Below are 25,675 nucleotides of genomic sequence, written 5' to 3'. Positions count from 1 at the left end.
GATGCCTCCTGGAAACATGTGTACTGAGCCTCAGTGTTCAGGCAAACGGCGCCGCTCGGCTTGCCAGGCGCGCTCGGTGCCCTGTGGGCTGTCTGCCCAGGCTTCGTACTGGCGCGCGACCTTCTCTGCCATTTCATTGCTGGCCAGCCGTAGCGGACGACCGGTGGCCTGGGCAGCCAGCTGAGCCTGACAGCTGCGTTCCAGGTCGCGCATGCGCAGGAAGGCTTCGCCGACGCTGCGACCGCAGCTGAGCAGACCATGCTGGCGCAGGATCATCGCCGAATGGTTGCCCAGGTCGGCGGCCAGTCGCCGGCGTTCGTCAAGGTCCAGGGCGATCGACTCGTAGTCGTGATACCCCAAGCGGTCATGGAACTGCAGCGCCCACTGATTCAGCGGCAGCAGGCCCTCTTCGAGACAGGAGATGGCCACGCCGGCGACGGTGTGAGTGTGGAGTACGCAGGCCACCTCGGGGCGCGCGGCATGGGTGGCGCTGTGGATGGTGAAACCGGCCGGGTTGATACCCAGCCCCATGGGGTCGTCGAGCACTTTGCCCTCGGCATCCACGGTCACCAGGCTCTCGGCGCGGATCTCCTCGAAGCGCAGACCGAAAGGATTGAGCAGGAAGCGCTCGCCGGGAAGGCGTGCCGAGATATGGGTGGAGATGCCGTCGTCCATGCCATCCAGCGCAACTAGCTGATAGGCGGCGGCCAGGTCGCGGCGAATTGCTTTCTCTTCGTGGCGAGTCGCGCTCACAGGCTGCTCTCCACCGCCGATAGGGCGTCGCCGCCGTCGCGCGTGGTCACGCCTTCCAGGAAGGTGGCGATACGCTCAGGGTTGTTGACCAGCCATTCGCGTGCTACCACTTCAAGGTCGCCCTGTTCCAGGCTGTAGGTGCGGATGAACTCACTCTGTTCGTCGGCGGTCAGCACGAACTGATCGAGCAGCTTGAGCAGGTTGGGGTTGGCCTCAGCGTAGTCCTTGGCAACGATGGTCTTGACGTCGCTGCTGCCGTTGTCATCACCGTAGACGCCCTTGGGGTCGTCAAGGATCACCGTGTTGTACTCCGGCACCATCCAGTGCGGTGTCCAGCCGTAAAAGATGATCCAGCGCTTGTCCTTCACGGCACCTTCCACCTCGCTGAGCATGCCGGGTGTCGAGGAAGGCCGGCCGCGCCAGTTACTGAGCCCGTAGATGTCAGCGTCGATGGCGTTGTTGAGCATGTCGGTGACCGTGGAGCCATTCTCAATACTGTAGACGCTGTGGTTGAAGCGCTCGGCGATCTCCGGGTCGGCCAGCTGCTCAGCGCTGGTGAGTCCGGTCTCGGCAACGTAGTCCGGCACAGTGAAGCCCATGCGTGCGCCGTTGACGTTGTTACCCAGATCGACGATAGCGCCGCTTTCCATGGCGGCGTCGTAGCTTTCCTGCTGGGCGGGAATCCAGCCGGCCAGGAAAGCATCACTGTCGCCGCTTTCAAGCGTGGCGTAACCCACGGTTGAACTGAGCTGCTGCTTGTCCGTGGTGTAGCCCAGTGGTTCGATGAGCTGCGCAAAAATCTCGCTTTTCACAGTCACGCCCGGCCAGGGCGGAACTATCAGGCGCAGCTCGTCGTCGCGATCCTGCGTCATAGCAGAGTCGGCCAGCGCAGGGCCGGCCAGGGCAAGGCCAGTAGCTAGCAGGGTGCCGCACAAAGCCTGTGCAATGCGATTGAGTGAAAATGTTGGTGTATCTGTCGCTGTCATCAGGGTCGGGGTTGTCATGAGCACTCCTCATTATTATGTGAGGCGCCAGCGTTGATGTGGCGCGCTGGCGCCGTGCGGTCTCCCATTAGAAGCAGGGAGACTACAAGAAAAAACGTCAATCCTCGGCGGTGATCTCGATCAGTACTGGCGCTTGTGCCTCAGGCACAGTGCGCAAGGTAGCAATCAGCTCGTCGGGGGTTTCGACGTGGCGATGCTCGCAGCCGAACCCTTCGGCCAGGGCCGCAAAGTTCGGCGCGCACAGATCGACGCCTTCGCGCGCTACTTTGTCGTTGTCCATGTAGCGGCGTATTTCACCGTAGCCCTGGTTGTTCCAGATGACGACTGCCAGGGGCAGGCCGGCATCACGGGCGGTGGCCAGTTCGCTGAGAGTGAACATCAGGCCACCGTCGCCGACCAAGGCGATGACTGGGCGTTCGGGAACTGCTAGCGCCGCGCCGACGGCGGCGGGCAGGGCATAACCCAGGGTGCCGTAGCCCGTGGCAGCGTTGAACCAGCGCCGCGGGGCCGGCATGTCGATGATGTAGTTGCCAGCGTACACGGGGCCGGTGGAGTCGCCGACGATGGTGGCTTCCGGCAACGCTTCGCGCATGGCGTTCAGCCAGTTGGCGTAGGGCGCTACGTCGGGGCGTTCACGCAGGGCCAGGGCCTGGCGCACGTCGGCTACCCGGGCGGCGCTGTTGCGCTGCTGGGCAGCGCCTTCGGGCAGGCGTTCGAGCAGGCCGTCGATGGCTTCACCGACCTGGCTGACCAGCGCCAGCTCGGGCAGCCGGTTGCGCGCCAGTTGCTGCGGTTCAATATCCACCCGGATTAGGCGACCGTTCAGCACAAAACCATCATCGGCCACCAGGTCGTAATCGGTTTCGCCAAGCTCGGTGCCCAGCGCCAGGATGACATCGGCCTGTGCTGCCAGCTGGCGGCCCGCTGGCAGGCTGGAGCAGTTGCCGAGATCCAGTGGATGAGCTTCCCCTAGCATGCCCCGGGCGTTAATGGTGGTCATGGTGGGGGCATCCAGACGTTCCACCAGCACTCGGGCGCTGTCCGCAGTGTCGGCGCAGCCACCGCCCAGCAGCACCAGCGGTCGCTCGGCCACGGCCAGCCAGTCGGCGGCCTCGTCCAGTGCTGCTTTAGCGGCACCGGGAGGATAAAAGCGCGGTACGTGGATCGGTGCGTCGGGAATCTTCTGAGGCATCACGTCCAACGGAATCTCGATATGCACCGGCCCCGGCCGAGCGCTGTGAAACACCGCAAAAGCCCGCGCCATCACTTCGTCCAGTGCACTGGCATCGAGCAGGGAATGGCTGAACACGCTGACGCCGGCCAGTGTCTGCTGCTGACTGGGGAGCTCGTGCAGACGACCCTGCCCGCGTCCCAAGGTGTCGCGGCGATTGACTCCTGACACCACCAGCATCGGTACGGAGTCCGCCAGGGCTTGGCCCATGGCAGTGGCGATATTAGTCATGCCGGGACCGGTAATGATGAAGCATGCCGCCGGCCTGCCGGTGGCGCGAGCGTAGCCGTCGGCCATGAAACCGGCGCCCTGTTCGTGGCGCGGGGTCACATGGCGTAGTCCGCTGGCGTCGAAGCCGCGATACAGTTCGATGGTGTGCACACCGGGGATGCCGAATACGGTATCTATGCCGTAGGCGGCGAGCAGTTTGAGCAGACGTTGCCCGCAGCTGATCATACGCGCTCCTCCGCTGCCGAGTCGTCCAGCGCCGGTGCGCCGCCGAAAGGCTCGCGACTCATGATGCGCTCAACCATGGGGATAAAATGCTCCAGCGGCAGGGTGTCGTAGTCCGGGTCGAAGGAACACTGGTCCCAGTCATCGCAGAAGCGCACGGTACGTGCATAGGCTGGATGGTCGCGATACTGTTCGCGAGCCTCGGGGTCCAGACCGTAGAAGCGACGATAGTGATAGCCCTGGAACAGCTCGTGGTGACGAATCATCCAGGTGTTCAGTGGGTCGATGAAAGGCTCGAGAATTCCCGCGGCGATTTCGGCGTGGTTGGCCGGCGCCAGATCGTCGCCGATATCATGCAGCAGCGCGCACACTACGGTTTCTTCGTCGGCGTCGTCGCGTAGTGCCCGGGTGGCGGTCTGTAGGCTGTGCTCATAGCGATCCACCGGATAGCCGTGATTGTCGCCCTTGAGGCGCAGCAGGTGTTCGAGCACCCGGCGGCTGGCGTCGTTCTGATACGTCTGGAAGTGGGCATCGATGATCTGCCAATCTTCCATGCGGCTCTCGTCGAAGCGCTTGAAGGTGGCCTGCTGTGGTGGTGCCTGACTCATTACGCAGTCTCCTGCAGCGGTGTGAGTTGAGCGCGCAGCACCCGGCGGCGGCTGGCGGTGCTGTCGCGGTCTACGTACCCCTGGCGCATGTGGCGTATGCCGCCTTCCAGCTGAAAGGCAGTGCGTCCGTGAAACAGCCGGTAGTTATCCATGACCAGCATCTCACCGGGGTTGAGCTTGAGGTGTAGGGTCAGTTCATCGCCGGTGATCAGCGCATAGAATTCCCGCCGTGCGGCGTAGTAGGCCTCAAGCTCATCAGCAGGCAGAGCCGGTACTCGCTCAGTGCGGTTGGAGTAGCGTACACGCACCGTTTCACCGCGGCTGTTGAGCTCGATCAGTGGCCCTTCGCTTTCCAGATGAGTGGTGGCGTCCTGGTAGCGGAAAGTGGGCCAGACCCGGGTCAGGATATCAAAGGCGGCCGGGTTGCGTTCGTGGAGCAACTGAGCCGCACGATAGCCATCGACCAAGGTGCTGTCACCACCATCGGCGGCGTTGGTCAGGCAGTGCAGCCAGATATAACCGGGAATGGGGTCGCGGTAGGGGTTGTCGGTATGCGGTTCCAGGCCGCGTTGGGTCATGGTCAGGTCGTAGGCGTTGGCCACGGATTTGACATCGGCAATGCCACCCCAGTTGGTGCGGCGCAGTGGGCCGACGCGTTCGATCAGCGTCTGCATGCCATCCTCGGAGGCAGGAACGTTGGACACCAGCACGAAGCCATAGCGGTGTAGCCCGTCGAGCATGCCGAGTAACGCGCTGTCATCGCTCAGGGCAGCATTGAAGTCCGCCTGTGGTGTTTGCTTGAGGCTGGCGTCCCAGAGCGGCTTCTCAGCCTTGACTGAGGAAGCCTGGAGCAGTGCATCCAGATCGAACACGGCCTGATGCCCGTCGCTGAACTGGACAGACAGCTGCTTGCCGTCGGCCTTGGCCTGCGCAATGCGTAAATCCAGCGGTAGCTCAGCGGCCTCAATCAGGCGCTGGCCAGTAAGAGGGTCCAGGGTGTCAGACGCGGGGCTGTGCTCGCGTAGCCAGAGGGCGGTGAGCTCTTTGGGCTGCCCCTGATAGTCAACGACCAGTCGGTGATTGTCAGCGACAGTTTTGATGTGAGTCATGGCGGCATCTCCACAAGCGTGCTGGGGGTGTGATGGGCATCTACACTAGCCGCGGGTAGTGAAACTGGCTTGATAAAAGTCGACTTTTTGTTGATCATTTTAGCCATGAGTGACATATCTGATCCGAGCTGGCCCTATCCGCGCCCCGATTCGCCGCCGCTTCTTTCCCCCGAGCAGGCCGAGCACACCCTAGATGTCTGGGTGGTGCCCAGCTTTTCGATGTTGACGCTGTTCTGTCTATTGGAGCCGCTGCGGGTAGCGAACCGCTTCGGTAGCGACCTCTTTGCCTGGCGGCTGCGTTCGCGCGACGGCGAGGGGGTGGTTGCCAGTAACGGCGTACGTATTGAGGTAGATGGTGCGCTGGAGGGTGTACCCGACGACGCCAGTTTGATGGTGGTGTCCTCCTATCAGCCCGAAGCCGACGTTGGTGCTCAGGAGCGTGCCGTGCTGCGGCGTGTTGCGGCTCACGGGGGCTGGCTTGGGGGGCTGGACACTGCGCCTTTCATTCTGGCGCGCGCCGGAGTGCTGGAGGGCTATCAGGTAGCGCTGCACTGGGAGAGCGTGCCGGCCTTTCGCCGGGAGTTTCCTCATCTTGACGTCAGTTCGTCGTATTACGAGCTCAATGCCAAGCGACTCACCGGAGGAGGAGGCGTGGCGAGTCTTGACATGATGCTTGCCTGGATCGGGATCGCGTACGGGCCAGCGCTGGCTGATGCCGTGGGCCGTCAGTTGATCTATCAGCGCCATGAGCGCTCGCCGCTGGACCTCGATACGCGTTATGCACATCTGCCGCGCAGCGTGGTAAAGAGTTTGACGGTGATGGAGGCGAATATGGCCAGAACATTGCCGATCCCTGAAATCTGTCGGCGAGTAGGTCTGTCACAGCGTCAGTTGACGCGTCAATTCCGAGCCTGTTTTGGCGAAACTCCCAAGCAGTGCTATCTAGCGATGCGACTGGACCGGGCTCAGCAGCTGTTGGCGGGTAGCGGCTGCCGGGCAACGGAAGCTGCTGTGGCCACGGGGTTCCAGCATTTGGCGCATTTTTCACGGGCCTATCGGGCCCGCTTCGCAGAGTCCCCCCGGGAAACGGCGGCCCGGGAGGTGAGCTGACGCATTTGGCGAGCGTCAGGAGTGGGCGTCCAGGCGACGCTGACGGCGGGTGCGCTGGATCATGCGATAGCGCGAACGCACCTCGTCACGTTCCATGTAACAGCCCTGCAGCCAGCGATGACCGGTACTGCCCTCGAAGGCGTCCCGGGCGTGCAGCAGGCGGCGGTTGTCGAAGATGACCACGTCGCCGGGGTGGTAGGTGAAGCGGATGGCGAACGCCGGGTCGCGCAGCAGCCGCTGCAGGGTGATTAATGCTTCATAGGCTGGCTCGACGTCGTCAAAGGCGGTTTGCAGTGGGCCACGCAGGAAGTCGGCGATGCGTACCTCGAGCAGTTCGCCGCGCGCGTCAAGACGAATCATCGGCTCGAACCAGACGTAGTCCGTGGTGCGTGCGGTATTGGCATAGCACCAGCGCACCCGGGTCAGCGTTTCCCAGGCGTCCGGGTGGCGGTCGCGCAGGGCCTCGGCGATGGCAAAGCCGTCCATCATCACGGCCTGACCGCCTTGCACGCTGTTCTCCAGGCAGTAGAGCATCTGCAGGCCCGGATGATACTCGCGGGTGGGCAGGTCGACGTGGGGCGGCAGGGCAATCGACGTATAGGCGTTGGAGTCCGGGTCGGGCTTGGCCTTGACGTCGAACAGTTGGCCAAAGTTGGTCGGCCGTACTGGGCCGATGCGCCGGGCCAGCGACGCGATGGAGTCGGGCTCGGTAGGCAGGTTGCGCAGTCGCACCAGGCCCTTGCCGAGTACGCTTTCCAGCGCCGGGGCGAGAATGGCTTCTTCGGCGTCGCTGCCCGGTTGGGTATCTAGCAGGCCGCTGGCGTCCAAGGTGTCGGGGCCGACATCGCTGCCGCCAAGCCAGTGGGTGACTGGTACCAACGGTGCCTCGGGGTCTTCGGCGTTGTCGTAGTCATGGGCACGCAGCCAGCCGGGGTGGAAGCGCAGGTGGCGATCTTCGGGGCTGAAGGTGATGCACAGCGCACCGGCCTCGTCGAGCTCGGCGGCGGTGACTTCCGGCCAGGCCGACAGGGCAGAGAGGTCGAGAATGCGTTCCCGGGTGGCCGGGTTGACAGTGGAATCATCGGCGGCGTTTTCGCGTAGCCAGACGCTGTGATAGCGGCTGACGCGGCCATCGCTCCAGTGCACCGTAACCAAGCGTGGGGTAAACGAAACGTCGACGAGCTTGGTGTCTACCGGCCAGGCATCGTAATCGGGCGTTAGCGGTAGTTCGCTGTGCATCATGGAAAAACTCCTGGGCGTCATCATGGGAACGCCACAGGATGTCAGTGGGAGGTCAGGGGTTCACCACAGTATTCGACGATAGATGTGCACAATTCGACAGCCGGTCAGGGTAATTGTCGCCAGGCGCTGGGCGTCATGCCGTGGCGACGGCGAAAGGCGCGAGTAAAGCTTGAGGCTGAGGCAAAGCCACAGGCCAGCGCAATATCCATCACACTGTGGTGCGTCTCGCGCAATAATCGCAGGGCATGACTCAGCCGCTTGTCGAGATAGACGCGTTGTGGCGAGCTATCCAGGTGACGGGCGAACAGACGCTCCAGGTTGCGCCACGAGAGGTTGAGCCTGGCGGCCAGCTCGGCGATGGCAATCGGAGTTTCCAGGTTGGCCTCCATCAGGTCGATGGCCGTTTGCACCGTGGGGTTGTCAGGTCGCTCAGGCGTGCGTTGGCGGCTGGCCAGTCGGCGTCCGGGATCGTGAATCAGCTGTTCGCGAACACGCTTGACCAGACGGTCACCATGGCGCCGGCGAATCAGGTCAAGGCTCATGTCGATAGCCGCGCTGCCCCCGGCGCAGGAGAAGCTCTCGGGGGTGATTTCAAAGACCGATTCGACGGCGTCAACATGGGGGTAACGCGCGCGGAATTCGGGCAGGGATTCCCAGTGCAGGGTCACGGTCTGGCCATCGAGCAGACCGGCGGCGGCCAGTGCGAAGCAGCCGGTGTCCATTCCGCCGAGAACACAGCCCGCAGCGGCGCGTTCGCGCAGCCAGTCGAGCATGGCTGGGTTGATGGAAGCATCTGGGGAAAAGCTGGCGCACACCGCTAAACTAGGCACGCTGGGTGCTGCGGCCATGGCATGATCAACGTCCAGGGTCATGCCGTTGGAGGCCGTCACCGGGCCACCGTCCTGGCTGATGATGTTCCAGTCGAACAACGCCTGTCCGCTGATACGGTTGGCGATGCGCAGCGGCTCCACGGCCGAGAAGAAAGCGACCATGGCAAAGCGTGGTAGCAGTAAAAAGCCGATTCGCTCTGGTGAGTGAGCGGGGGGATGGAGTCTCATGAGCGTGGGATAGGCGATGTGGCGTTGTTGCATCGATTGTAGAGGCTGCGTGGACGGTTGCAATGATGCCCTTGTCCGGTTTGCGCCAAGCGGCCACTATACAGCCTCCTGTATTGTTACGGTTTGTGCCATGCGCCTTGATTACTTCGGCCCTACACCCGAGCCAATGGGGTTTTTGTTACTGCCGCGCTTCTCAATGATGGCATTTTTCTCGGCCGTGGAGCCGCTGCGCATCGCCAACCGTATCAGTGGGCGACCGTTGTTTGACTGGACGCTGATCAGTGAAGACGGTGGCCCGGTGACGGCCTCCAACGGCATGACGCTGCTGGCCGATCAATCCATCGACCAGGTGCATTCACTATCGTCGCTGGCGGTATGCAGTGGCTTTGACCCTGAACGTTATCTGAGTCGGGCGCTGGTTCGCTGGCTTCATCGCATTGAGGCTGCCGGAGGAGCCCTGGGTGGGTTAGATACCGGTTGCTTCGTGCTGGCCGCCGCCGGTCTGCTGGACGGCGAGCGGGTGACGCTGCATTGGGAAAGCCTGCCGGCCTTTCATGAACGCTTTCCGGCCATCGCCACGTCTGACGAGCTGTTCGAGTTTGGTGCGCAGCGCTTTTCCTGTGCAGGCGGCACGGCGGCCATGGACATGGCGCTGCATATCATTGCGCACCGCTATGGGCAGCGGTTGGCGGTGGACGTGTCTGAACAGCTGGTGCACGCGCGTATTCGCACCCACCACGACCAGCAGCGCATGACGTTAGCTCGGCGTTTGGGCACGCATAACCGGCGCTTAATCAACGCCGTGAGCCTGATGGAAACCCACTTGGAAACCCCGCTGGCGCTGACTGACATCGCCTGTCGCAGCGGTGTCTCACTGCGTCAGCTGCAGCGGTTGTTCCGGGAGACGCTGGGCACCTCCCCGCAGCGTCAGTATCTGGCGCTGCGCCTGGAACGGGCGCGTTATCTGCTGGAGGAAACCGACCTGGAGATCCTCGCGGTAGGGCTGGCCTGCGGCTTCAAGTCGAGTTCAAGCCTGTCGCGGTCGTTTCGTAGCCACTATGCCATGTCGCCGCGTCAGGCGCGTGGTGTAACGCTCGGTAGTGCTACTCCCTCCGGTGCGACACCAAGGAAGGGCAAGGATATCTGCCCGGGAGAGTAGCGGTGCATCCTTAGGTGGCGGCTCCTTCAAGAGTCGCTAACCCTGCTTCGAAGCGCTAGATAAAGGTGGCAAGTTCCACTATCGACGAATGCCGATTTTGCGCCCGGCCAGCGTAGGCCATTGCGCTGAGTCGGTGTGTGGCAGCTGCTCTATCTGCCCTGCTACCGAGGTTGGGAAAGGCGCTGGACGGCCGCTGCTGGTGTCCATTCCCATCAGCATCTGCTCGCTGGTGGCCACACACTGGCCTTCCTGGTCGAGCATTTCCATGAACACATGCAGCCGTTTGGCATCTTTATCTAGCACGGTCACATCAACACCCAGTGCCTGGCCCTCGTGGGCTTCCTGGCGATAGCAGAGATGGGTTTCCAGGGTGTAGATCGTATAGGCATGCTGGGCACGCCCCGCTTCATCCAGACCGATATGGTCCATCAGGGCTTCCAGCGCCAGGGAAAAGACGCGGGCATATTCCGCGTCGTTCATATGGCCGTTGTAGTCGACCCACGCGGGGGCGACGTGAGTATCCAAGATGCGCATCAGATCCGTCCTTCCAGGCCTTCGGCTTCGGGCCAGTACTTCTGCACCAGATCGAGCAGTTCGATCAGGAAGTCGTCGCGGCGCTCGGCCAGTTCACTGACCGGCCGTCCGGCGGCTTGGTGTTCGCAGCCATCAACGACCTTGTCGATGAGCTCGTCAGTGAGCTCCGGGGCTTCCAGCTTGGTCCAGGGCAGCTTCAGCGCCGGGCCGAACTGTTCGAGCATGTGGCGCATACCGGCGTCACCGCCAGCCAGGTGGAAGGTCAGGAAGGTGCCCATCAGCGACCAACGCAGCCCACAGCCGTAGACTACTGCCGCGTCGATTTCCTCGGTGGTGGCCACGCCATCGTTGACCAGGTGCAGCGCCTCGCGCCACAGCGCCTCCATCAGGCGATCGGCGATGTGACCTTCGATCTCCTTGCGCACGATCAGCGGGCGCATGGCGAGCTGCTGGTACAGCGCCTGGGCGGCGTCGAGCTGCTCAGGTGTCGTGGCTTCACCGCCGACCAGCTCCACTAGCGGCAGCAGGTAGACCGGGTTGAACGGGTGGGCGACGATGACGCGCCCCGGCGCCCGGGTGCAGTCCTGCTGCAGGTCGGTGGGCTTGAAGCCCGACGTGGACGAACCAATGACGGTCTCGGTGGCGGTGGCCGCGTCCAACCGAGCGAGAATCTCATGCTTGAGCTCGAGACGCTCTGGCACGTTTTCCTGTACCAGGTCGGCGTTTTCTACTGCTGCTTCCAGGCTGTCGACGAAGTGCAGCCGCTGCTGGCTGGCGTTGTCTGCCAGGCCCAGCTTTTCCAGTGCTGGCCAGGCGTGCGCCACCGCTTTGCGGCTGTGTGCTTCGGCATCCGGGGCCGGGTCGAAGGCGACCACGTCCCAGCCCTGGGCCAGTGCCCGGGCGATCCAGCCGTTGCCGATCACGCCGGTGCCGATGATGGAAAGCTGCTTGTTTGTCGTTTGCTTGCTGATCGTCTGCTCGCTCATGCCTGGCCTCCCGGAATGTTGCCCGTGGCGGGGTCACGCAGTTTCAGGTGCTTGCGCGTCTCGGCCGGTGTCATGAGGCGTCCACCGAGGTTTTCGATGATGTCACCGGCTTTCTCGACCAGGCTGCCATTCGTGGCCAGTACGCCCTTTTTGAGCATCAGGTTATCTTCCAGTCCAACACGGGCATGGCCGCCAAGCAGCATGGCCTGTGCCACCATCGGCATCTGCAGGCGCCCGATGCCGAAGGCGGCCCAGTTGGCGTTTTCCGGTAGTTTGTTGCGCATGGTGAGCATGGTTTCAGCGTCGGCTTCAGCCCCCCAGGGGATGCCCAGGCACAGTTGGAACAGCGGGTCGTCGTCGATCAGCCCTTCCTGATGCAGCTGGCGCGCAAAGCGTACGTGGCCCAGGTCGAAGCATTCGAGCTCTGGCTTGACGCCGGCCGCCTGTACCAGACGCGCATGCTCGCGCAGCCAGTCCGCAGTGTTGATATACACCATGTCGCCGAAGTTGAGGCTGCCGCAGTCCAGGGTGCACATCTCTGGCAGTAGCTCGCCCACCGGAGCGTGGCGCTCCGCTGGCGTCTGAATGCAGGTGCCCGGGCCGCCGCGGGTCGGGTCCTCGACGTCGGGAATCCAGTCGCCGCCGCCGCCAGCCGTGATGTTCATGACGATGTCAGTATCCGCTTCGCGCACCCGCTGCATGACCTCGCGGTAGTGGTCCAGCGAATGGCTGACGCCGCCTGTTTCCGGGTCGCGCACGTGGATGTGCGCCACGCTGGCGCCCGCACGGGCGGCTTCGATGCAGCTGTCGGCGATCTGTTGCGGGGTTACCGGAACATTAGGGTTTTTGCTGGTGGTATCACCAGCGCCGGTCACGGCGCAGGTCAGGATGACATTACGGTTCATGGCGTGCTCCTTGCGAAAGATTGCAGGGATTGTCGCCTGAATGTCGGGCTGTCAGTGTGCAGAATAGGACATATCGTTGCCGTAATGCGTCAAAGCATTGGGGGAGTTTGAATAAAGTCGGTGTGTTTTTCTGTCGCAGGAAATAGAGGGGCGCGAGTCGTTAGGTCAACTGCGCCCCTTGTTGGAAGAGATATCCAATACTGTCGGTAGGTGTCTAGGTCCTTACGGTGTCATCTTGCGTGCCGGATTGTGAGGCGCGGGTCAGCACCGGGGCACGCCGTTCGGTCCACCACATCCAGATGATGGATACCAGGGTTACGCCAAAGCACAGCATCCACACGGTGGTGGCCACGCCGGTCAGGTCGACCAGGGCGCCGAACATGATTGGCAGCAGAAAGCCACCGAGGCCGCCGGCCAGGCCGACAATGCCTGATACCATGCCTAAATTTTCGGTGTATTCGTTGGACAGGTACTTGAATACTGACGCCTTGCCGATACCCCAAGCGATACCCACGACAAATAGCGCCGCAGTGAACAGCCAGATAGGAATGCCGAAGCCGAATTGCACCATGCCTTCGCCACCGGCGCCCGCCACACTGTACTGGGTTTCGGGGTAGGACATGATGAACAGCGCAATCAGGCTGGCCCACATGCACGACCAGGTGACAGTGTGGGCACCGAAACGGTCAGACAGCCAGCCGCCGAAGGCGCGGATCACGCCCGATGGCAGCACGAAGATGGTGGCGATCAGCGCGGCCAGCTGGATACCCATGCCGTATTCGCTCATGTAGTAGCGGGTCAGCCACAGCGACACGCCGACATAGCCGCCGAATACTACCGAATAGTACTGGCAGTATTTCCATACCTTGGGATCGTTGAGTACGCGCAGCTGTTCACGCAGCGGCACCTTGCTGGCGCTGCGATGGGCCGGGTTGGAGAAGGTGAAGAACCAGAAAATGATGGCGGTGATCAGCATGATGGCGGCGTAGATGTTGGGTACCGCCTGCCAGCTGAGCACCACGATGACTGTCGGTGCGATGAACTTGGTTACTGCGGCACCGGCGTTGCCGGCACCGAAGATGCCCATGGCCAGGCCCTGGCGGTCCTTCTCGAACCACTTGGCGGTATAGGTAATGCCCACCGAGAAGCTACCGCCGGCCAGGCCGATGAAAGCGCCCAGCACCAGCAGCTGCCAGTATTGGGTGGCGAACTGCACGAACCAGATCGCCGGCACCACGCACAGCAGGATGAGGAAGAACACCGGCCGTCCGCCGTAACGGTCAGTCATGGCGCCCAGCGGGAGGCGGGTCAGTGAGCCGGTAAGAATGGGTACGGCGGCCAGGATGCCGAACTGGGTGTCGTTAAGCCCCAGCTCAGCGGCGATGGGTACGCCGATCTCGCCAAACATCGTCCACACCATGAAGCACATGGTGAAGGCGAAGGTGTTGGCCACCAGCACCGAATACTGCTTGAAACGTTGGGAAGCCATGGGTGCTCCTCAGTCAACCGCGGAAGGGGGAAGGCCGGCGTATACGCAGGAAAGCCGGCCTGAAAACTGACCTTGAAAAGATCGTGACTCAGGGGTTCTTCACGTAGGCGTTGCCGCGCAGGTAGAACCACCAATTGACGACAAGACATATCGCGTAGAAGGCGGCAAAGCCGTACATCGCCATTTCCGGCGTGCCGGCTTTGATCTGATCGCCAATCACTCGCGGGGCGATAAAGGCACCGTAGGCGGCCACGGCAGAGGTCCAGCCAAGCACTGGGCCTTTCTGCTGGATATCGAAAATTACCCCGATGCTGCGGAAAGTGGAGCCGTTGCCGATGCCGCTGGCGGCGAACAGCACGATGAACAGCAGCAGGAACATCCAGAAATACTGGTTCGGGTTGCTGGCGTTGTAGGCCAGCATCATCACATAGCCGACGGCGATGGAGGCGACCACCATGATCACCGAGATGATCTGGGTAACGATGGCGCCGCCCAGTTTGTCGGAAATCCAGCCGCCCACCGGGCGAATCAACGCACCAACAAAAGGTCCCATCCACGCCCAGGTCAGGGCACTGGGCGCGTCAGGGTTGGCGATGCGGGTCACGCTTCCATCGGCGGCCACCTCCATCATGTTGCCGAAGATCACGGTGATCGACAGTGGCAGGGCGGCGGAGAAGCCGATGAAAGAACCAAAGGTGGCGGTGTAGATGATGGTCATCGCCCAGGTGTGCTTGTCGCGGAAGATCCGGTACTGATTCTTGATGCTGGTCTTGATGGCACCGGGCAGCAGCAATAACAGGCCCAGGGTCAGCAGGATGGTCAGCGGCAGTGCCAGCCACATGTTGATCCAATCCAGCGCTAGCATGCCGACCACGGTGGCAATCATGCCCAGCGCGTAGAGCCCGAGGATCTTGCCGAAGGCCGAGGCCGGGTTGCCGGTCTGGGGGGAAATGGGCTTGAGGTTGTTCATGCCGAACCAGCCGGCAAAACCCAGCAGGATAAGAAAGCCCAGCCAGATGAAGCCAGCGTTCTGGATCCAGGTGTCGGTACCGGCTTCAATGCGCCCGATCAGCGTGCCGCTGGCCTTGGTCAGGGCCATGGGCTCGCCGCCCAGGGCACCAAACAGGCCGACGGTCATCACCAGCGGAATCAAGATCTGCATGGTGGTCACGCCGAAGTTGCCCAGCCCCGCGTTCATGCCCAGCGCGTAGCCCTGCTGTTGCTTGGGAAAGAAGCTGGAGATGTTACTCATCGAGCAGGCGAAGTTACCACCGCCGATGCCGGAAAGTAGCGCCAGCGCCTGGAAGATCCAGAACGGTGTTCCAGGATTCATCAGCGCAATGCCGGTGCCCAGCGCTGGGATCATCAAAAGCGCCGTGGTCAGGAAGATCGTGTTACGACCACCGGCAATGCGGATCATGAACGACGCCGGAATGCGCAGGGTGGCGCCGGCCAGTCCGCCGATGGCGGTCAGGGTGAACAGCTGGTCCACCGTGAAGGGGAAGCCAAGGTTCTGCATCTGGGCGGTGATCATGCCCCACATCAGCCAGATGGCGAAGCCCATCAGCAGGCTGGGTATGGAGATCCACAGGTTGCGGTTGGCAATCTTTTTGCCGGTACTCTCCCAGAACTCCTCGTTTTCAACATCCCAGTGTTCGATGTCGGCATTCTTTCTGGCCATGGTCGGTCCCCTTAACGCTTGCGTGGCGCCCGTTGCCTTGAACCGGATTGACGGGAATCAAGGAGTGGAGCTTTGTGGCCAAAGATACGCGTCGCGCGTGCGTGGAGATATGCCCCGAAAAACGCTGAATACGCGCCGGATACCTCCTGAGGGGTAGAAGAGGTTTTTATGTAGATAGTTGTTTTATATGTAGTTTGCTGTTTTTTTGCCGATCGTGTTAGGTGTGAAAGTTGCCCTGGAAGTCTTTGGAGGTATCCACACAGAGTCGGCGACACGAGCTGAAAAACAGGGTTTGAGGACAGGGCTCAGACCGTTGTCGTCAGGTGTTCACTCTATCAACGCCTGCCTGTACTGCCCATACCGCTGCCTCGACCCGCGAGCGCAGGTTGAGTTTCTTGAGCAGGTGCTTGACGTGCACCTTGACCGTGCCTTCGGTGATATCGAGCTTGCGGGCAATCATCTTGTTGGACAGCCCGGCAGCCAGCTCGCTCAGGATCTCGCGCTCGCGCTGGGTGAGGCTGTGGATATCCGGCTCGTTGGGCTGGCTGCGTTGGCTGCGCAGCGCCTCAGCCAGCAGTGTTGTCAGGCTGTCGCTGATGGCCATGCGGCCCAGGGCGGCCTGGCGCAGTTGGTGCACCATCTCGTCAGGATCCATGTCCTTGAGCAGATAGCCATCGGCACCGTTACGCAGCGCAGCCACCACGTCATCTTCCTGGTTTGACACGGTGAACATCACCACGCGGCCAGCAAAATCGTTTTCGCGCAACCGCTTGAGCGTGGCGATACCGTCCATGCCAGGCATGTTGAGGTCGAGCAGGATCAGGTCGGGGTCCATCTCCAGAGCTAGACGAATACCTTCCTCGGGCTGGCCAGCCTCGCCGATCAGCATCAGGTCGTCCTCCAGCTCCAGCAGTTGAGCGACACCACGCCTGAGCAGCGGATGATCGTCAATAATCAGGAGGGTCGCGGCGCTGTCAGTAGCGGCACTGTCAATTGGAGCGGCTGGCGTGGGGCGAGTCATGGCGAACTCCTATGCGAGTTGTTTGAAGTGCTATTTGAAGAACGATTTAAAGGGCTGTCTGAGGAGTTGTCTGTGTTATCCGGAGACGTGGTGGAAGCCACCGGCTCGCTGCTGGCAGGTTGGTGGGCAATCAGGCGGGCGGTATGCGGCAGAAAGCTGAGCGTTACCCGAGCACCGCCCCCAGGGCGGTTGGCCAGGGATAGCTCGCCCCCCAGGGTTTCGCTGCGGTCACGCATGATGATCAGGCCGTAGTGCATCGGGGGTGAATCGTCACTGGCAAAGCCAACGCCGTCGTCCTCGATGCTGACGATTACCTGCGCCTGTCTGAAGCACACCGATACACAGGCCCAGTGCGCCTTGGCGTGCTTGTGGATATTGGCCAGCGCCTCGCGAACCACTTGCAGTACGTGGATTTCCTCGCTTGGGCTGAGCAGGTAGGGGGGGATGTCGAGCTTGAGCTCGATGCTGAACCCCAGCCGCAGGCTGAATTCTTCAGTGGTCTGCTGCAGAGCGCTGGCCAGTCCCGCGCCTTCAAGTTTGAGGCGGAAGGTGGTCAGCAGTTCGCGCAGCTGGCGGTAAGCGCTGTCCAGGCCAGTGCGCAGTTCGTCGAACACCGCGGCCTGGGTTTCTTTCGGCATGCCCTTGGCCTGCATGCGTTCGAGCCGGGCGACCTGCATCTTGAGGTACGACAGCGATTGCGCCAGTGAGTCGTGCAGCTCCCGGGCAATAATAGTGCGCTCGTTGATCAGCGTAACCTGCTGTTGCTGCTCGATGCGCCGCTGCAGGTATACCGCGGTGGCGAGCTGATCGGTGAGCGCATTGAGCAGCTGGCGGGTGTTATCTGTCAGTGGTTGATTGGCTGGATAACCGACCTCCAGAGTGCCCAGTGGGGTGTTGCCGATACTGACTGGCAGGCGCAACGAGGCGCTGCTGGTGATGTCCTGGTCGGCACTTTTGAGCAAGCAGGCATGGCACTCGAAATCATGGCAGAACGTCGGGCGCTCCGCCGATTGGGTGGCCAGTATCTGCACGTCGAGATTAGTGAAGGTGTCATGCAGCGACAGATGGAAAGGGCCGATGCCCAGTAGCTGCTCAAGCTGGCGAAGCATCGGCGCGGCGCTGGCGCACAGGTCGTTGCCGCCGCCATACAGCGCTCGGCTGCCGTCGTGCAATATCTGCATGGCCTGATTACTGGTTTCCAGCTCAGCCTGGCGGTGAGCCACGCGCTCTTCCAGCTCGGCATAGCTGGTGGCGAGTTCGGTGGCCATGGTGTTGAAGGTCTGGCCGAGCATCGCCAGCTCGTCACTGCCGGTTAGCTCGCTGCGATACTCGAAGCGGCGTCGGCCAGCCTCACGCGCCATAACTACCAACTGACGCAGTGGTTGCACCAGGTTATGACGGATGTCGTACAGCGCGATGGCGACCATTGCGCCGGTCAGTAGCAGAAACAGGATCTGCAGTGCGCTAAGCAGGCGGATTTTGCTTTCGCTGCTGTGCTCAAGTTCGTTGACCAGACTATCGATATCCTCAACCAGATCAAAGAGTGCCACCCGTAAGGCTTCAATCGGCACCGAGGTGCTGGCCAGGGCCTGATTGACCAGTGGCGTCAGTTCATTGCTCCAACGATCCTGCAGCTGTCGGTGCTGAAGCTGCATCTTGTGGCTTTCATCATTTGGCAGCGCCGCAACAAGGCGACTGTCTTCCAGTTGTGAGCGAAACTGAGCGGCCAGCTCTTGAACACGCTGGTGGCGCAGCTCGGATGGGTCCTTTTCGTAGCGCTGCAGGGCCACAACAACTTGGAAAGCGTGCATGCGCAGCGAACCCGCCTGGTTGATGGCTGCCGCATCACCGCTGTTGCTGCTGGCTACTATCATGGTGACCACAATGCTGATCAGCGCCAGGGCACTGATCGACAACAGCGATGCGCTGATTCTTGCCACCAGAGAGCGTTGCAGTAACTTCATTGCTGCGGCTGACTCCCAGTTAAAAATTTTACATTTCACACTATACCCTAGTGAGTACCGTCCCTGCCTTAAAGATGCACTGTTTATGCGCTTTATGTGTGCGAAGGTGAGCCCCGGGTGCTGCAGGGCCGCTTGTTTGAACCATGTCACCGGGCGTGGTGAAGCCCGTCGCTTAGTCATCTCGGACGTTGCAAGCAGGCCGTGGGCCTTTGGAGACTGTGCGCCAGGCGCTGTATCACCTTGGGGGTAGAGCCCATGTATATGGAGGTAACCACGCAGTATTCGGCTCGGCCTTGCTACAGAATTGCCAGTAATGACCCTGGCTGTCGAATGTTTCACGGCAGCAGTGCAGGAGGGGTGGCCCACTGGGTCACATATTTTTTGAGGAGCCTGGAGAGCGACCATGAGTCACTTTATTGACCGGCTGAACTTCTTCCGCAAGGCCCGTGAACCCTTCGCCAATGACCACGGCGAAATGCGTGAGGAATCTCGCAGCTGGGAGAACAGTTACCGCCAGCGCTGGCAGCACGATAGGATCGTACGCTCAACCCATGGGGTAAACTGTACCGGTTCGTGCAGTTGGAAAATCTACGTCAAGAACGGGCTGGTCACCTGGGAAACCCAGCAGACCGACTACCCGCGCACGCGCCCCGACCTGCCCAACCACGAGCCGCGCGGCTGCCCGCGTGGTGCTAGCTATTCGTGGTACATGTACAGCGCCAACCGCCTCAAGTATCCGCTGGTGCGCAAGCCACTGCTAAAACTGTGGCGCGAAGCGCTGGCCGAGAAGAAAGACCCGGTGGATGCCTGGCAATCGATTGTTGAAGACCCGGCCAAGGCCAAGCAGTACAAGCGCGCCCGGGGCATGGGCGGCTTTGTGCGTGCCGACTGGGACGAGCTTAACGAGCTGATCGCCGCGTCCAACGTCTATACCGCTAAACAGTATGGCCCGGACCGCATTATCGGCTTCTCGCCGATTCCTGCCATGTCGATGGTCAGTTACGCGTCCGGTGCCCGTTACCTGTCGCTGATCGGCGGTGTCTGCCTGTCGTTCTATGACTGGTACTGCGATCTGCCGCCGGCCAGCCCCCAGACCTGGGGCGAACAGACTGACGTGCCGGAGTCCGCTGACTGGTACAACTCCGGCTACATCATCGCCTGGGGCTCTAACGTACCGCAGACGCGCACACCAGACGCCCACTTTTTTACCGAGGTGCGCTACAAGGGCACCAAGACCGTTTCGGTCACCCCGGATTATTCAGAAGTCTCCAAGCTCACCGATGAGTGGATGAGTGCCAAGCAGGGCACCGATGCCGCCCTGGCGATGGCTATGGGTCACGTCATTCTTAAGGAGTTCCACCTTGAGAAGCCCAGCAGCTACTTCACCGACTATGTGCGCCGTTATACCGATATGCCGTGCCTGGTTGAGCTTGAGGCTCGCGAAGACGGTAGCTATGCGCCGGGCCGTCAGCTGCGCGCTAGCGACATCGCCGACAACCTGGGCCAGGCCAACAATCCTGAGTGGAAGACCTTGGTATGGGATGAAACCAGCGATCGACTGGTGGTACCGCGCGGCTCCATCGGCTTCCGCTGGGGCGAGACCGGTGATGAAGTCGGCAAGTGGAATCTGGAGTCGCTGGATGCCGGCGGCGCCGAGATCAAGCCGCTGCTGAGCCTGGCCGAGCGCCATGACGAGATTGCCAGCGTTGCTTTCCCGTACTTCGGCGGCATCGACCGCGAACATTTCCCGCGCGTTGAGCTGGAAGGGGCCAGCAACGAACTGTTGTTCCACAACCTGCCGGTCAAGCATCTGGAAATGGCCGATGGCAACACGGTGCGCGTGGTTACCGTTTTCGACCTGATGTGTGCCAACTACGGCATCGACCGAGGCTTTAAGAGCGCCGACGGTAAGGGTGCAGAAGACGACGGAGCGACCAGTTACGATCAGATTAAGCCCTACACCCCGGCCTGGCAGGAAAAAATCACCGGCGTGCCGGCCGATCAGTGCCTGCGTATTGCCCGTGAGTTCGCCGACAACGCCGACAAGACTCAGGGTCGCTCAATGATCATTGTCGGTGCCGGTATGAACCACTGGTACCACATGGACATGAACTACCGTGGCCTGATCAACATGCTGATCATGTGCGGCTGTATCGGCCAGAGCGGTGGCGGCTGGTCGCACTATGTGGGGCAGGAAAAACTACGCCCGCAGACCGGCTGGACACCACTGGCCTTCGGGCTGGACTGGCAGCGCCCGCCGCGCCATATGAATGGCACCTCGTTTTTCTATAACCACTCCTCGCAGTGGCGCTATGAGAAGCTTGAGATCAAGGAAATCCTGTCGCCGCTGGCCAAGGCCGAGGATTACCCCGGCAGCCTGATCGACTTCAACGTGCGGGCCGAGCGTATGGGCTGGTTGCCGTCTGCGCCTCAGCTCAATACTAACCCGCTGCGTCTGGCCAAGACCGCAGCAGATGCCGGCATGAGCAGCGCTGACTACGCCGTACAGCAGCTCAAGAGCGGCGAGCTAGCGTTTGCCGCCGAAGACCCTGACAGCCCACAGAACTTCCCGCGTAACCTGTTTATCTGGCGCTCCAACCTGCTGGGCAGCTCGGGCAAGGGCCATGAGTACATGCTCAAGTACCTGATGGGTACGCGCAGCGGTATTCAGGGCGTGGATCTGGGTGAATTCGGTGGCAACAAGCCAGAAGAAGTGAAATGGCACGACGAGGCACCGGAAGGCAAAGTCGACCTGCTGGTGACGCTGGATTTCCGAATGTCCACCACCTGTCTGTACTCCGATGTGGTGCTACCTACGGCCACCTGGTACGAGAAGGACGACCTCAACACCTCTGATATGCACCCGTTCATCCACCCGCTGACCGCGGCGACCGACCCTGCCTGGGAATCGCGCAGCGATTGGGAAATCTACAAGGGCATCGCCAGGGCGTTCTCGAAGGTCTGCGTGGGGCATCTGGGCGAAGAAACCGATCTGGTTACCTTGCCGCACCAGCACGACTCTCCCGCTGAACTGGCCCAGCTTGACGTCAAAGACTGGAAAAAAGGCGAGTGCGAGCCGATTCCCGGCAAGACCATGCCGGCGTTGGTCGAGGTCAAGCGCAACTATCCCGAGACCTATGAGCGCTTCACCTCAGTGGGGCCGCTGCTTGAGTCGATCGGCAACGGTGGCAAGGGCATCAGTTGGAATACAGACGCGGAAGTCGAGCTGCTCGGCAACCTGAACCACCGAAAGCTGGACGGCCCGCATAAGGGGCGTCCGCTGATCGATTCGGCCATCGATGCCGCGGAGATGATCCTCACGCTGGCGCCGGAGACCAACGGCCAGGTGGCGGTGAAGGCCTGGGGCGCGCTGTCTAAGATCACCGGACGCGACCACACGCACCTGGCACACCCCAAGGAAGACGAGAAGATCCGCTTCCGCGACATTGTTGCCCAGCCGCGCAAGATCATCTCCAGCCCGACGTGGTCTGGCCTTGAGGACGAGCATGTGTCCTACAACGCCGGCTACACCAACGTGCATGAGCTGATTCCATGGCGCACGGTGAGTGGTCGTCAGCAGCTGTACCAGGATCACCCGTGGATGCGTGCCTTCGGCGAGAGCCTGCTGGTCTATCGTCCGCCGATTGATACCAAGGCGGCAGCCAGCGTGTCCGAGCCGACCAGCAACGGTAACCCAGAAATCGCACTCAACTTCCTGACGCCACACCAGAAGTGGGGTATCCACTCCACCTACTCCGACAACCTGCTGATGCAGACCCTGTCGCGGGGTGGCCCCATCATCTGGCTGTCGGAGGACGATGCGAGATCGGTCGGCATTGAAGATAACGACTGGATCGAGGTCTATAACGCCAACGGCGCCATTGCTGCACGGGCCGTGGTCAGTCAGCGGGTCAAGAATGGCATGACAATGATGTATCACGCCCAGGAGCGGATCGTGAACATTCCCGGTTCCGAGATCAGCGGGACCCGCGGCGGTATCCACAACTCGGTCACCCGCATCTGTCCCAAGCCGACCCACATGATCGGCGGCTACGGCCAGCTGGCTTACGGCTTTAACTACTACGGCACAGTGGGCTCCAACCGCGACGAGTTCGTCATCGTGCGCAAGATGAAGAACATCGACTGGCTGGATGGCGAAGGCAATGATTACGCGCAGGAGGCCGTCAAATGAAGATTCGTTCCCAAGTGGGCATGGTCCTTAACCTGGACAAGTGCATCGGTTGTCACACCTGCTCGGTGACCTGTAAGAACGTCTGGACCAGCCGTGAGGGTGTGGAGTACGCCTGGTTCAACAACGTCGAGACTAAGCCCGGCATCGGCTATCCCAAAGAGTGGGAGAACCAGAATAAGTGGCGTGGCGGCTGGTTACGTCGCAAGGACGGCAAGATCGAGCCGCGCATTGGTGGCAAGTGGCGGGTATTGGCGAATATTTTTGCCAACCCCGACCTGCCGGAAATCGACGACTATTACGAGCCGTTCACCTTCGACTACCAGCATCTGCATACCGCCAAACAGGGTGAGCATCAGCCCACCGCACGACCACGCTCGCTGATTTCCGGTGAGCGCATGAAGAAAATCGAGTGGGGTCCCAACTGGGAGGAGATCCTTGGCACCGAGTTTGCCAAGCGTCGCCGTGATGTGAACTTCGAGAACGTGCAGGCCGATATCTACGGCCAGTTCGAAAACACTTTCATGATGTATCTGCCCAGGCTGTGTGAGCACTGTCTCAACCCGACCTGCGTGGCCTCGTGCCCGTCGGGTGCAATCTACAAGCGCGAAGAAGACGGCATCGTGCTGATCGATCAGGACAAATGCCGTGGCTGGCGGATGTGTATCTCCGGCTGCCCGTACAAGAAGATTTACTATAACTGGAAGAGCGGCAAGTCCGAGAAGTGCATCTTCTGCTACCCGCGTATCGAGGTCGGCCAGCCGACTATTTGCTCGGAAACCTGCGTGGGACGCATCCGCTACCTGGGTGTGATGCTGTATGACGCTGATCGCATCGAAGAAGTGGCCAGCTCGCCGGACGAGCGCGACCTTTACCACCGCCAGTGCGAGATTTTCCTCGACCCACACGACCCGGAAATCATCGCTCAGGCGAAGAAAGATGGCATTCCCGACAATGTGATCAAGGCCGCACAGGAAAGCCCGGTCTATAAGCTGGCCATGGACTGGGGGCTGGCGCTGCCGCTGCACCCGGAATACCGCACCTTGCCCATGGTGTGGTACGTACCGCCGCTGTCGCCGATCCAGTCTGCTGCTGAGGCGGGCAAGGTGGAATTCGACGGCGTGATGCCGAAGATCGAGTCGCTGCGCATTCCGGTCAAATACCTGGCCAACATGCTCACCGCTGGTGAAGAAGAGCCGGTAGTGCTGGCGCTCAAGCGCCTGATGGCCATGCGTCTGTATATGCGCGGCAAGCACGTGGAAGGCGAAGCCAACGTTGAAGTGCTCAAGGGTGTCGGCCTCACCGTGGAACAGGTAGAGGACATGTACCGCTATCTGGCCATCGCTAACTACGAGGATCGCTTCGTGATTCCCACCAGCCATCGTGAAATGGCCACCGAGGCCTTCCCCGAGCGCGGCGGCTGCGGCTTCAGCTTTGGTGATGGTTGCCACGGCGACAGCGGCGAGAGCCTGTTCGGTGGTCACAAGACCAACGCGACGCTGGTCAAATCTGTGGAGACCTTTGACCCCCAGGCCCAGAGCGAGCAGCAGCTGCAGAAAAACAGTGAGGAGGTCCGTCATGGGTGAGGCCGCAATGAAAATATCCGAGCCGGTGCCCGGCATGCTGAGTCTGCGCGTTCTGGCGCGCCTGCTCGATTACCCCACGGCGGAGCTGCAGGCGGCGGCTCCTGAGATGATCGAGATCATCGGGGCAGAAGGGCGGTTGTCCGCGATGCTGCGCGGGCGCCTGATGAGCTGGTGCCAGCAGCTCATGGAAGCCGAGCTGATGGACCTGCAGGCGGAGTATGTGGCGCTGTTCGATAAGGGCAAGGCCACCTCGCTATTGCTGTTTGAGCACGTGCACGGCGAGTCGCGGGACCGCGGCCAGGCCATGGTCGATCTGATGAATGAATACAGCGCGGCAGGCTTCGAGCTGGACGCTCGGGAGCTGCCTGACTATTTGCCGCTGTTTTTGGAGTATCTGTCTACCCGAGCGGAGGCTGAAATCGGCCGCTGGCTGGGCGAAATCCAGCATATCTTGGGGCTGTTGAGCGCGCGTCTGGACGAGCGAAAGGCCGATCACGCCCTGGTGCCATTGGCGCTGCTGGCGCTGATCGGTGCCGAGGCCGAGGTAGACGTCCATCGTCAGAAGGTTCGCGAAGAGGAACCGGATAACACCCCCGAGGCGCTGGATGCGGTGTGGGAAGAAGAAATGGTGCGCTTTTCCGCCGACTCTGACGAGGACTGCGCCCTGCAGTCCGCCGAGGGCCGGCGGTTGGCCGAGCGCCGCAATGTCACACACAGCGAGGCAGTACGGATCCTCGACCCCAGCGGCCCGCAGCCTCAAGGAGACCTGTCATGAGCTACTTCAATACCTTGCTATTCGGGCTTTACCCCTATCTTGCCGGTACAGTCTTCTTGGTCGGCAGCCTGATGCGCTTCGATCACGGCCAGTACACTTGGAAAGCCGGCTCGAGCCAGATGCTGACCACTCGCAACATGCGCGTGGCCAGCAACCTCTTCCACGTAGGCATCATCACGATCTTTTTTGGTCACCTGGTCGGGTTGCTGACGCCGCACTGGGTGTATGCCCCCTTCATGAGCGCCGGTACCAAACAGGTGATTGCCATTGTGGTAGGTGGCATCGCCGGGGTGATGTGCCTGGTTGGTGGTGCCATGCTGGCCTACCGTCGTTTGACTAATGCACGGGTCAAGGCCAGCTCCAGCCTGATGGATACGCTGATCATCGTATTGCTGGTGGTACAGGTCAGCCTGGGTCTGCTGACCATTATTCCCGCGCTGGGCCATCTGGATGGCGGCGTGATGATACAGCTGGCGGGCTGGGCACAGGGCATCGTGTTCTTCCAGGGTGGGGCTGCTGAGCACCTGATCGGTGTGGGGCTGATCTACAAGCTGCATATCCTGCTGGGCCTGACCATCATTCTGCTGTTCCCGTTCACGCGGCTGGTGCATGTGTGGAGTGTGCCTTTTGGCTACGTCACGCGCCGCTACCAGATCGTTCGTCGCCGGGCCTGATTTGAGGACATGACCATGCAGATGATTGATATTGAGCAGCTGCCGGGGGGCGCAAGCCCACCACCTGTGCGGGTTGGTGGCGCCACCATCGAAGAGGCGCTGATCGCCCAGGAAATGCAGTATCACCCGGCAGACTCCGCCGGC

20 protein-coding genes are annotated in these 25,675 nt (G+C 61.4%); 6 read left to right on the top strand and 14 right to left on the bottom strand.

Features of this window, described 5'->3' with window-relative positions; all coding sequences use genetic code 11:
• Positions 1-30: 30 nt before the first annotated feature.
• From ACTH3D_RS03205 to tmpA, 5 genes are all read right to left on the bottom strand, one after another.
• On the bottom strand, positions 31-753 hold the full coding sequence (locus ACTH3D_RS03205) for a class II aldolase/adducin family protein (RefSeq protein WP_441665180.1): 723 nt from the start codon (positions 751-753) through the stop codon (positions 31-33).
• Positions 750-1,757 carry a glycine betaine ABC transporter substrate-binding protein gene (locus ACTH3D_RS03200; protein WP_441665178.1) on the bottom strand — a complete coding sequence of 336 codons (1,008 nt, stop codon included), beginning with the start codon at positions 1,755-1,757 and terminating at the stop codon, positions 750-752. Before ACTH3D_RS03200 ends, ACTH3D_RS03205 begins: the two co-directional genes overlap by 4 nt.
• 97 nt (positions 1,758-1,854) lie before the next feature.
• On the bottom strand, positions 1,855-3,444 hold the full coding sequence (locus tag ACTH3D_RS03195) for a 5-guanidino-2-oxopentanoate decarboxylase (protein ID WP_441665176.1): 1,590 nt from the start codon (positions 3,442-3,444) through the stop codon (positions 1,855-1,857).
• Positions 3,441-4,049 carry an HD domain-containing protein gene (locus ACTH3D_RS03190; protein ID WP_441665174.1) on the bottom strand — a complete coding sequence of 203 codons (609 nt, stop codon included), beginning with the start codon at positions 4,047-4,049 and terminating at the stop codon, positions 3,441-3,443. Before ACTH3D_RS03190 ends, ACTH3D_RS03195 begins: the two co-directional genes overlap by 4 nt.
• Positions 4,049-5,158 carry a 2-trimethylaminoethylphosphonate dioxygenase gene (gene tmpA / locus ACTH3D_RS03185; protein WP_441665172.1) on the bottom strand — a complete coding sequence of 370 codons (1,110 nt, stop codon included), beginning with the start codon at positions 5,156-5,158 and terminating at the stop codon, positions 4,049-4,051. Before tmpA ends, ACTH3D_RS03190 begins: the two co-directional genes overlap by 1 nt.
• Positions 5,159-5,263: 105 nt before the next feature.
• Between tmpA and ACTH3D_RS03180 the strand changes: the two genes are divergently transcribed.
• The gene (locus ACTH3D_RS03180; protein WP_441665170.1) at positions 5,264-6,268 is read left to right on the top strand and encodes a GlxA family transcriptional regulator; all 1,005 of its coding nucleotides are present in this window, start codon (positions 5,264-5,266) and stop codon (positions 6,266-6,268) included.
• Positions 6,269-6,283: 15 nt separating this feature from the next.
• On the opposite strand, the gene ACTH3D_RS03175 is transcribed toward ACTH3D_RS03180, so the two are convergent.
• Together ACTH3D_RS03175 and ACTH3D_RS03170 are read right to left on the bottom strand one after the other, a co-directional pair.
• Positions 6,284-7,507: a TauD/TfdA family dioxygenase gene (locus ACTH3D_RS03175; RefSeq protein WP_441665216.1), complete on the bottom strand. Its 1,224-nt coding sequence runs from the start codon at positions 7,505-7,507 to the stop codon at positions 6,284-6,286.
• A gap of 107 nt (positions 7,508-7,614) precedes the next feature.
• The gene (locus ACTH3D_RS03170) at positions 7,615-8,568 is read right to left on the bottom strand and encodes a GlxA family transcriptional regulator (RefSeq protein WP_441665214.1); all 954 of its coding nucleotides are present in this window, start codon (positions 8,566-8,568) and stop codon (positions 7,615-7,617) included.
• 130 nt (positions 8,569-8,698) lie between these two features.
• Here ACTH3D_RS03170 and ACTH3D_RS03165 point away from each other — a divergent pair, with 130 nt between their 5' ends.
• Entirely contained in the window at positions 8,699-9,727 is a 1,029-nt protein-coding gene (locus ACTH3D_RS03165) for a GlxA family transcriptional regulator (RefSeq protein ID WP_441665168.1), read from the top strand.
• 78 nt (positions 9,728-9,805) lie between these two features.
• Here ACTH3D_RS03165 and ACTH3D_RS03160 read toward each other — a convergent pair whose 3' ends face one another.
• From ACTH3D_RS03160 to ACTH3D_RS03130, 7 genes are all read right to left on the bottom strand, one after another.
• Positions 9,806-10,261: a thioesterase family protein gene (locus ACTH3D_RS03160; protein WP_441665166.1), complete on the bottom strand. Its 456-nt coding sequence runs from the start codon at positions 10,259-10,261 to the stop codon at positions 9,806-9,808.
• Positions 10,261-11,247, bottom strand: coding sequence for an L-carnitine dehydrogenase (locus ACTH3D_RS03155; protein WP_441665164.1), 987 nt, complete (start codon positions 11,245-11,247; stop codon positions 10,261-10,263). Before ACTH3D_RS03155 ends, ACTH3D_RS03160 begins: the two co-directional genes overlap by 1 nt.
• Positions 11,244-12,152, bottom strand: a complete 909-nt coding sequence (locus ACTH3D_RS03150) for a 3-keto-5-aminohexanoate cleavage protein (RefSeq protein WP_441665162.1) — start codon at positions 12,150-12,152, stop codon at positions 11,244-11,246. The genes ACTH3D_RS03155 and ACTH3D_RS03150 overlap by 4 nt, the downstream gene beginning before the upstream one ends.
• Positions 12,153-12,366: 214 nt before the next feature.
• Positions 12,367-13,641: an MFS transporter gene (locus ACTH3D_RS03145; RefSeq protein ID WP_441665160.1), complete on the bottom strand. Its 1,275-nt coding sequence runs from the start codon at positions 13,639-13,641 to the stop codon at positions 12,367-12,369.
• A gap of 88 nt (positions 13,642-13,729) precedes the next feature.
• The gene (locus ACTH3D_RS03140) at positions 13,730-15,322 is read right to left on the bottom strand and encodes an antiporter (RefSeq protein ID WP_441665158.1); all 1,593 of its coding nucleotides are present in this window, start codon (positions 15,320-15,322) and stop codon (positions 13,730-13,732) included.
• A 319-nt stretch (positions 15,323-15,641) separates the two neighbouring features.
• Complete coding sequence (narL, locus tag ACTH3D_RS03135) at positions 15,642-16,343, bottom strand: two-component system response regulator NarL (RefSeq protein WP_441665156.1); 702 nt, start codon at positions 16,341-16,343, stop codon at positions 15,642-15,644.
• Positions 16,340-18,307, bottom strand: a complete 1,968-nt coding sequence (locus tag ACTH3D_RS03130) for a histidine kinase (RefSeq protein WP_441665154.1) — start codon at positions 18,305-18,307, stop codon at positions 16,340-16,342. The genes narL and ACTH3D_RS03130 overlap by 4 nt, the downstream gene beginning before the upstream one ends.
• A gap of 403 nt (positions 18,308-18,710) precedes the next feature.
• On the opposite strand from ACTH3D_RS03130, the gene ACTH3D_RS03125 reads away from it, so the two are divergent.
• From ACTH3D_RS03125 to narI, 4 genes are read left to right on the top strand one after another with little or no spacing between them, the layout of a single operon-like run.
• The gene (locus ACTH3D_RS03125) at positions 18,711-22,499 is read left to right on the top strand and encodes a nitrate reductase subunit alpha (RefSeq protein WP_441665152.1); all 3,789 of its coding nucleotides are present in this window, start codon (positions 18,711-18,713) and stop codon (positions 22,497-22,499) included.
• Positions 22,496-24,082: a nitrate reductase subunit beta gene (gene narH, locus ACTH3D_RS03120; RefSeq protein ID WP_441665150.1), complete on the top strand. Its 1,587-nt coding sequence runs from the start codon at positions 22,496-22,498 to the stop codon at positions 24,080-24,082. The genes ACTH3D_RS03125 and narH overlap by 4 nt, the downstream gene beginning before the upstream one ends.
• Complete coding sequence (gene narJ, locus ACTH3D_RS03115) at positions 24,075-24,857, top strand: nitrate reductase molybdenum cofactor assembly chaperone (RefSeq protein ID WP_441665148.1); 783 nt, start codon at positions 24,075-24,077, stop codon at positions 24,855-24,857. The genes narH and narJ overlap by 8 nt, the downstream gene beginning before the upstream one ends.
• Entirely contained in the window at positions 24,854-25,531 is a 678-nt protein-coding gene (gene narI / locus ACTH3D_RS03110; protein WP_441665146.1) for a respiratory nitrate reductase subunit gamma, read from the top strand. Before narJ ends, narI begins: the two co-directional genes overlap by 4 nt.
• Positions 25,532-25,675: the final 144 nt, after the last annotated feature.

This window comes from Halomonas sp., assembly GCF_052095765.1.
GTDB lineage: Bacteria > Pseudomonadota > Gammaproteobacteria > Pseudomonadales > Halomonadaceae > Halomonas.
Note: the sequence above shows the minus strand (reverse complement) of the source record. Positions and strands in the feature narration are given on the sequence as shown.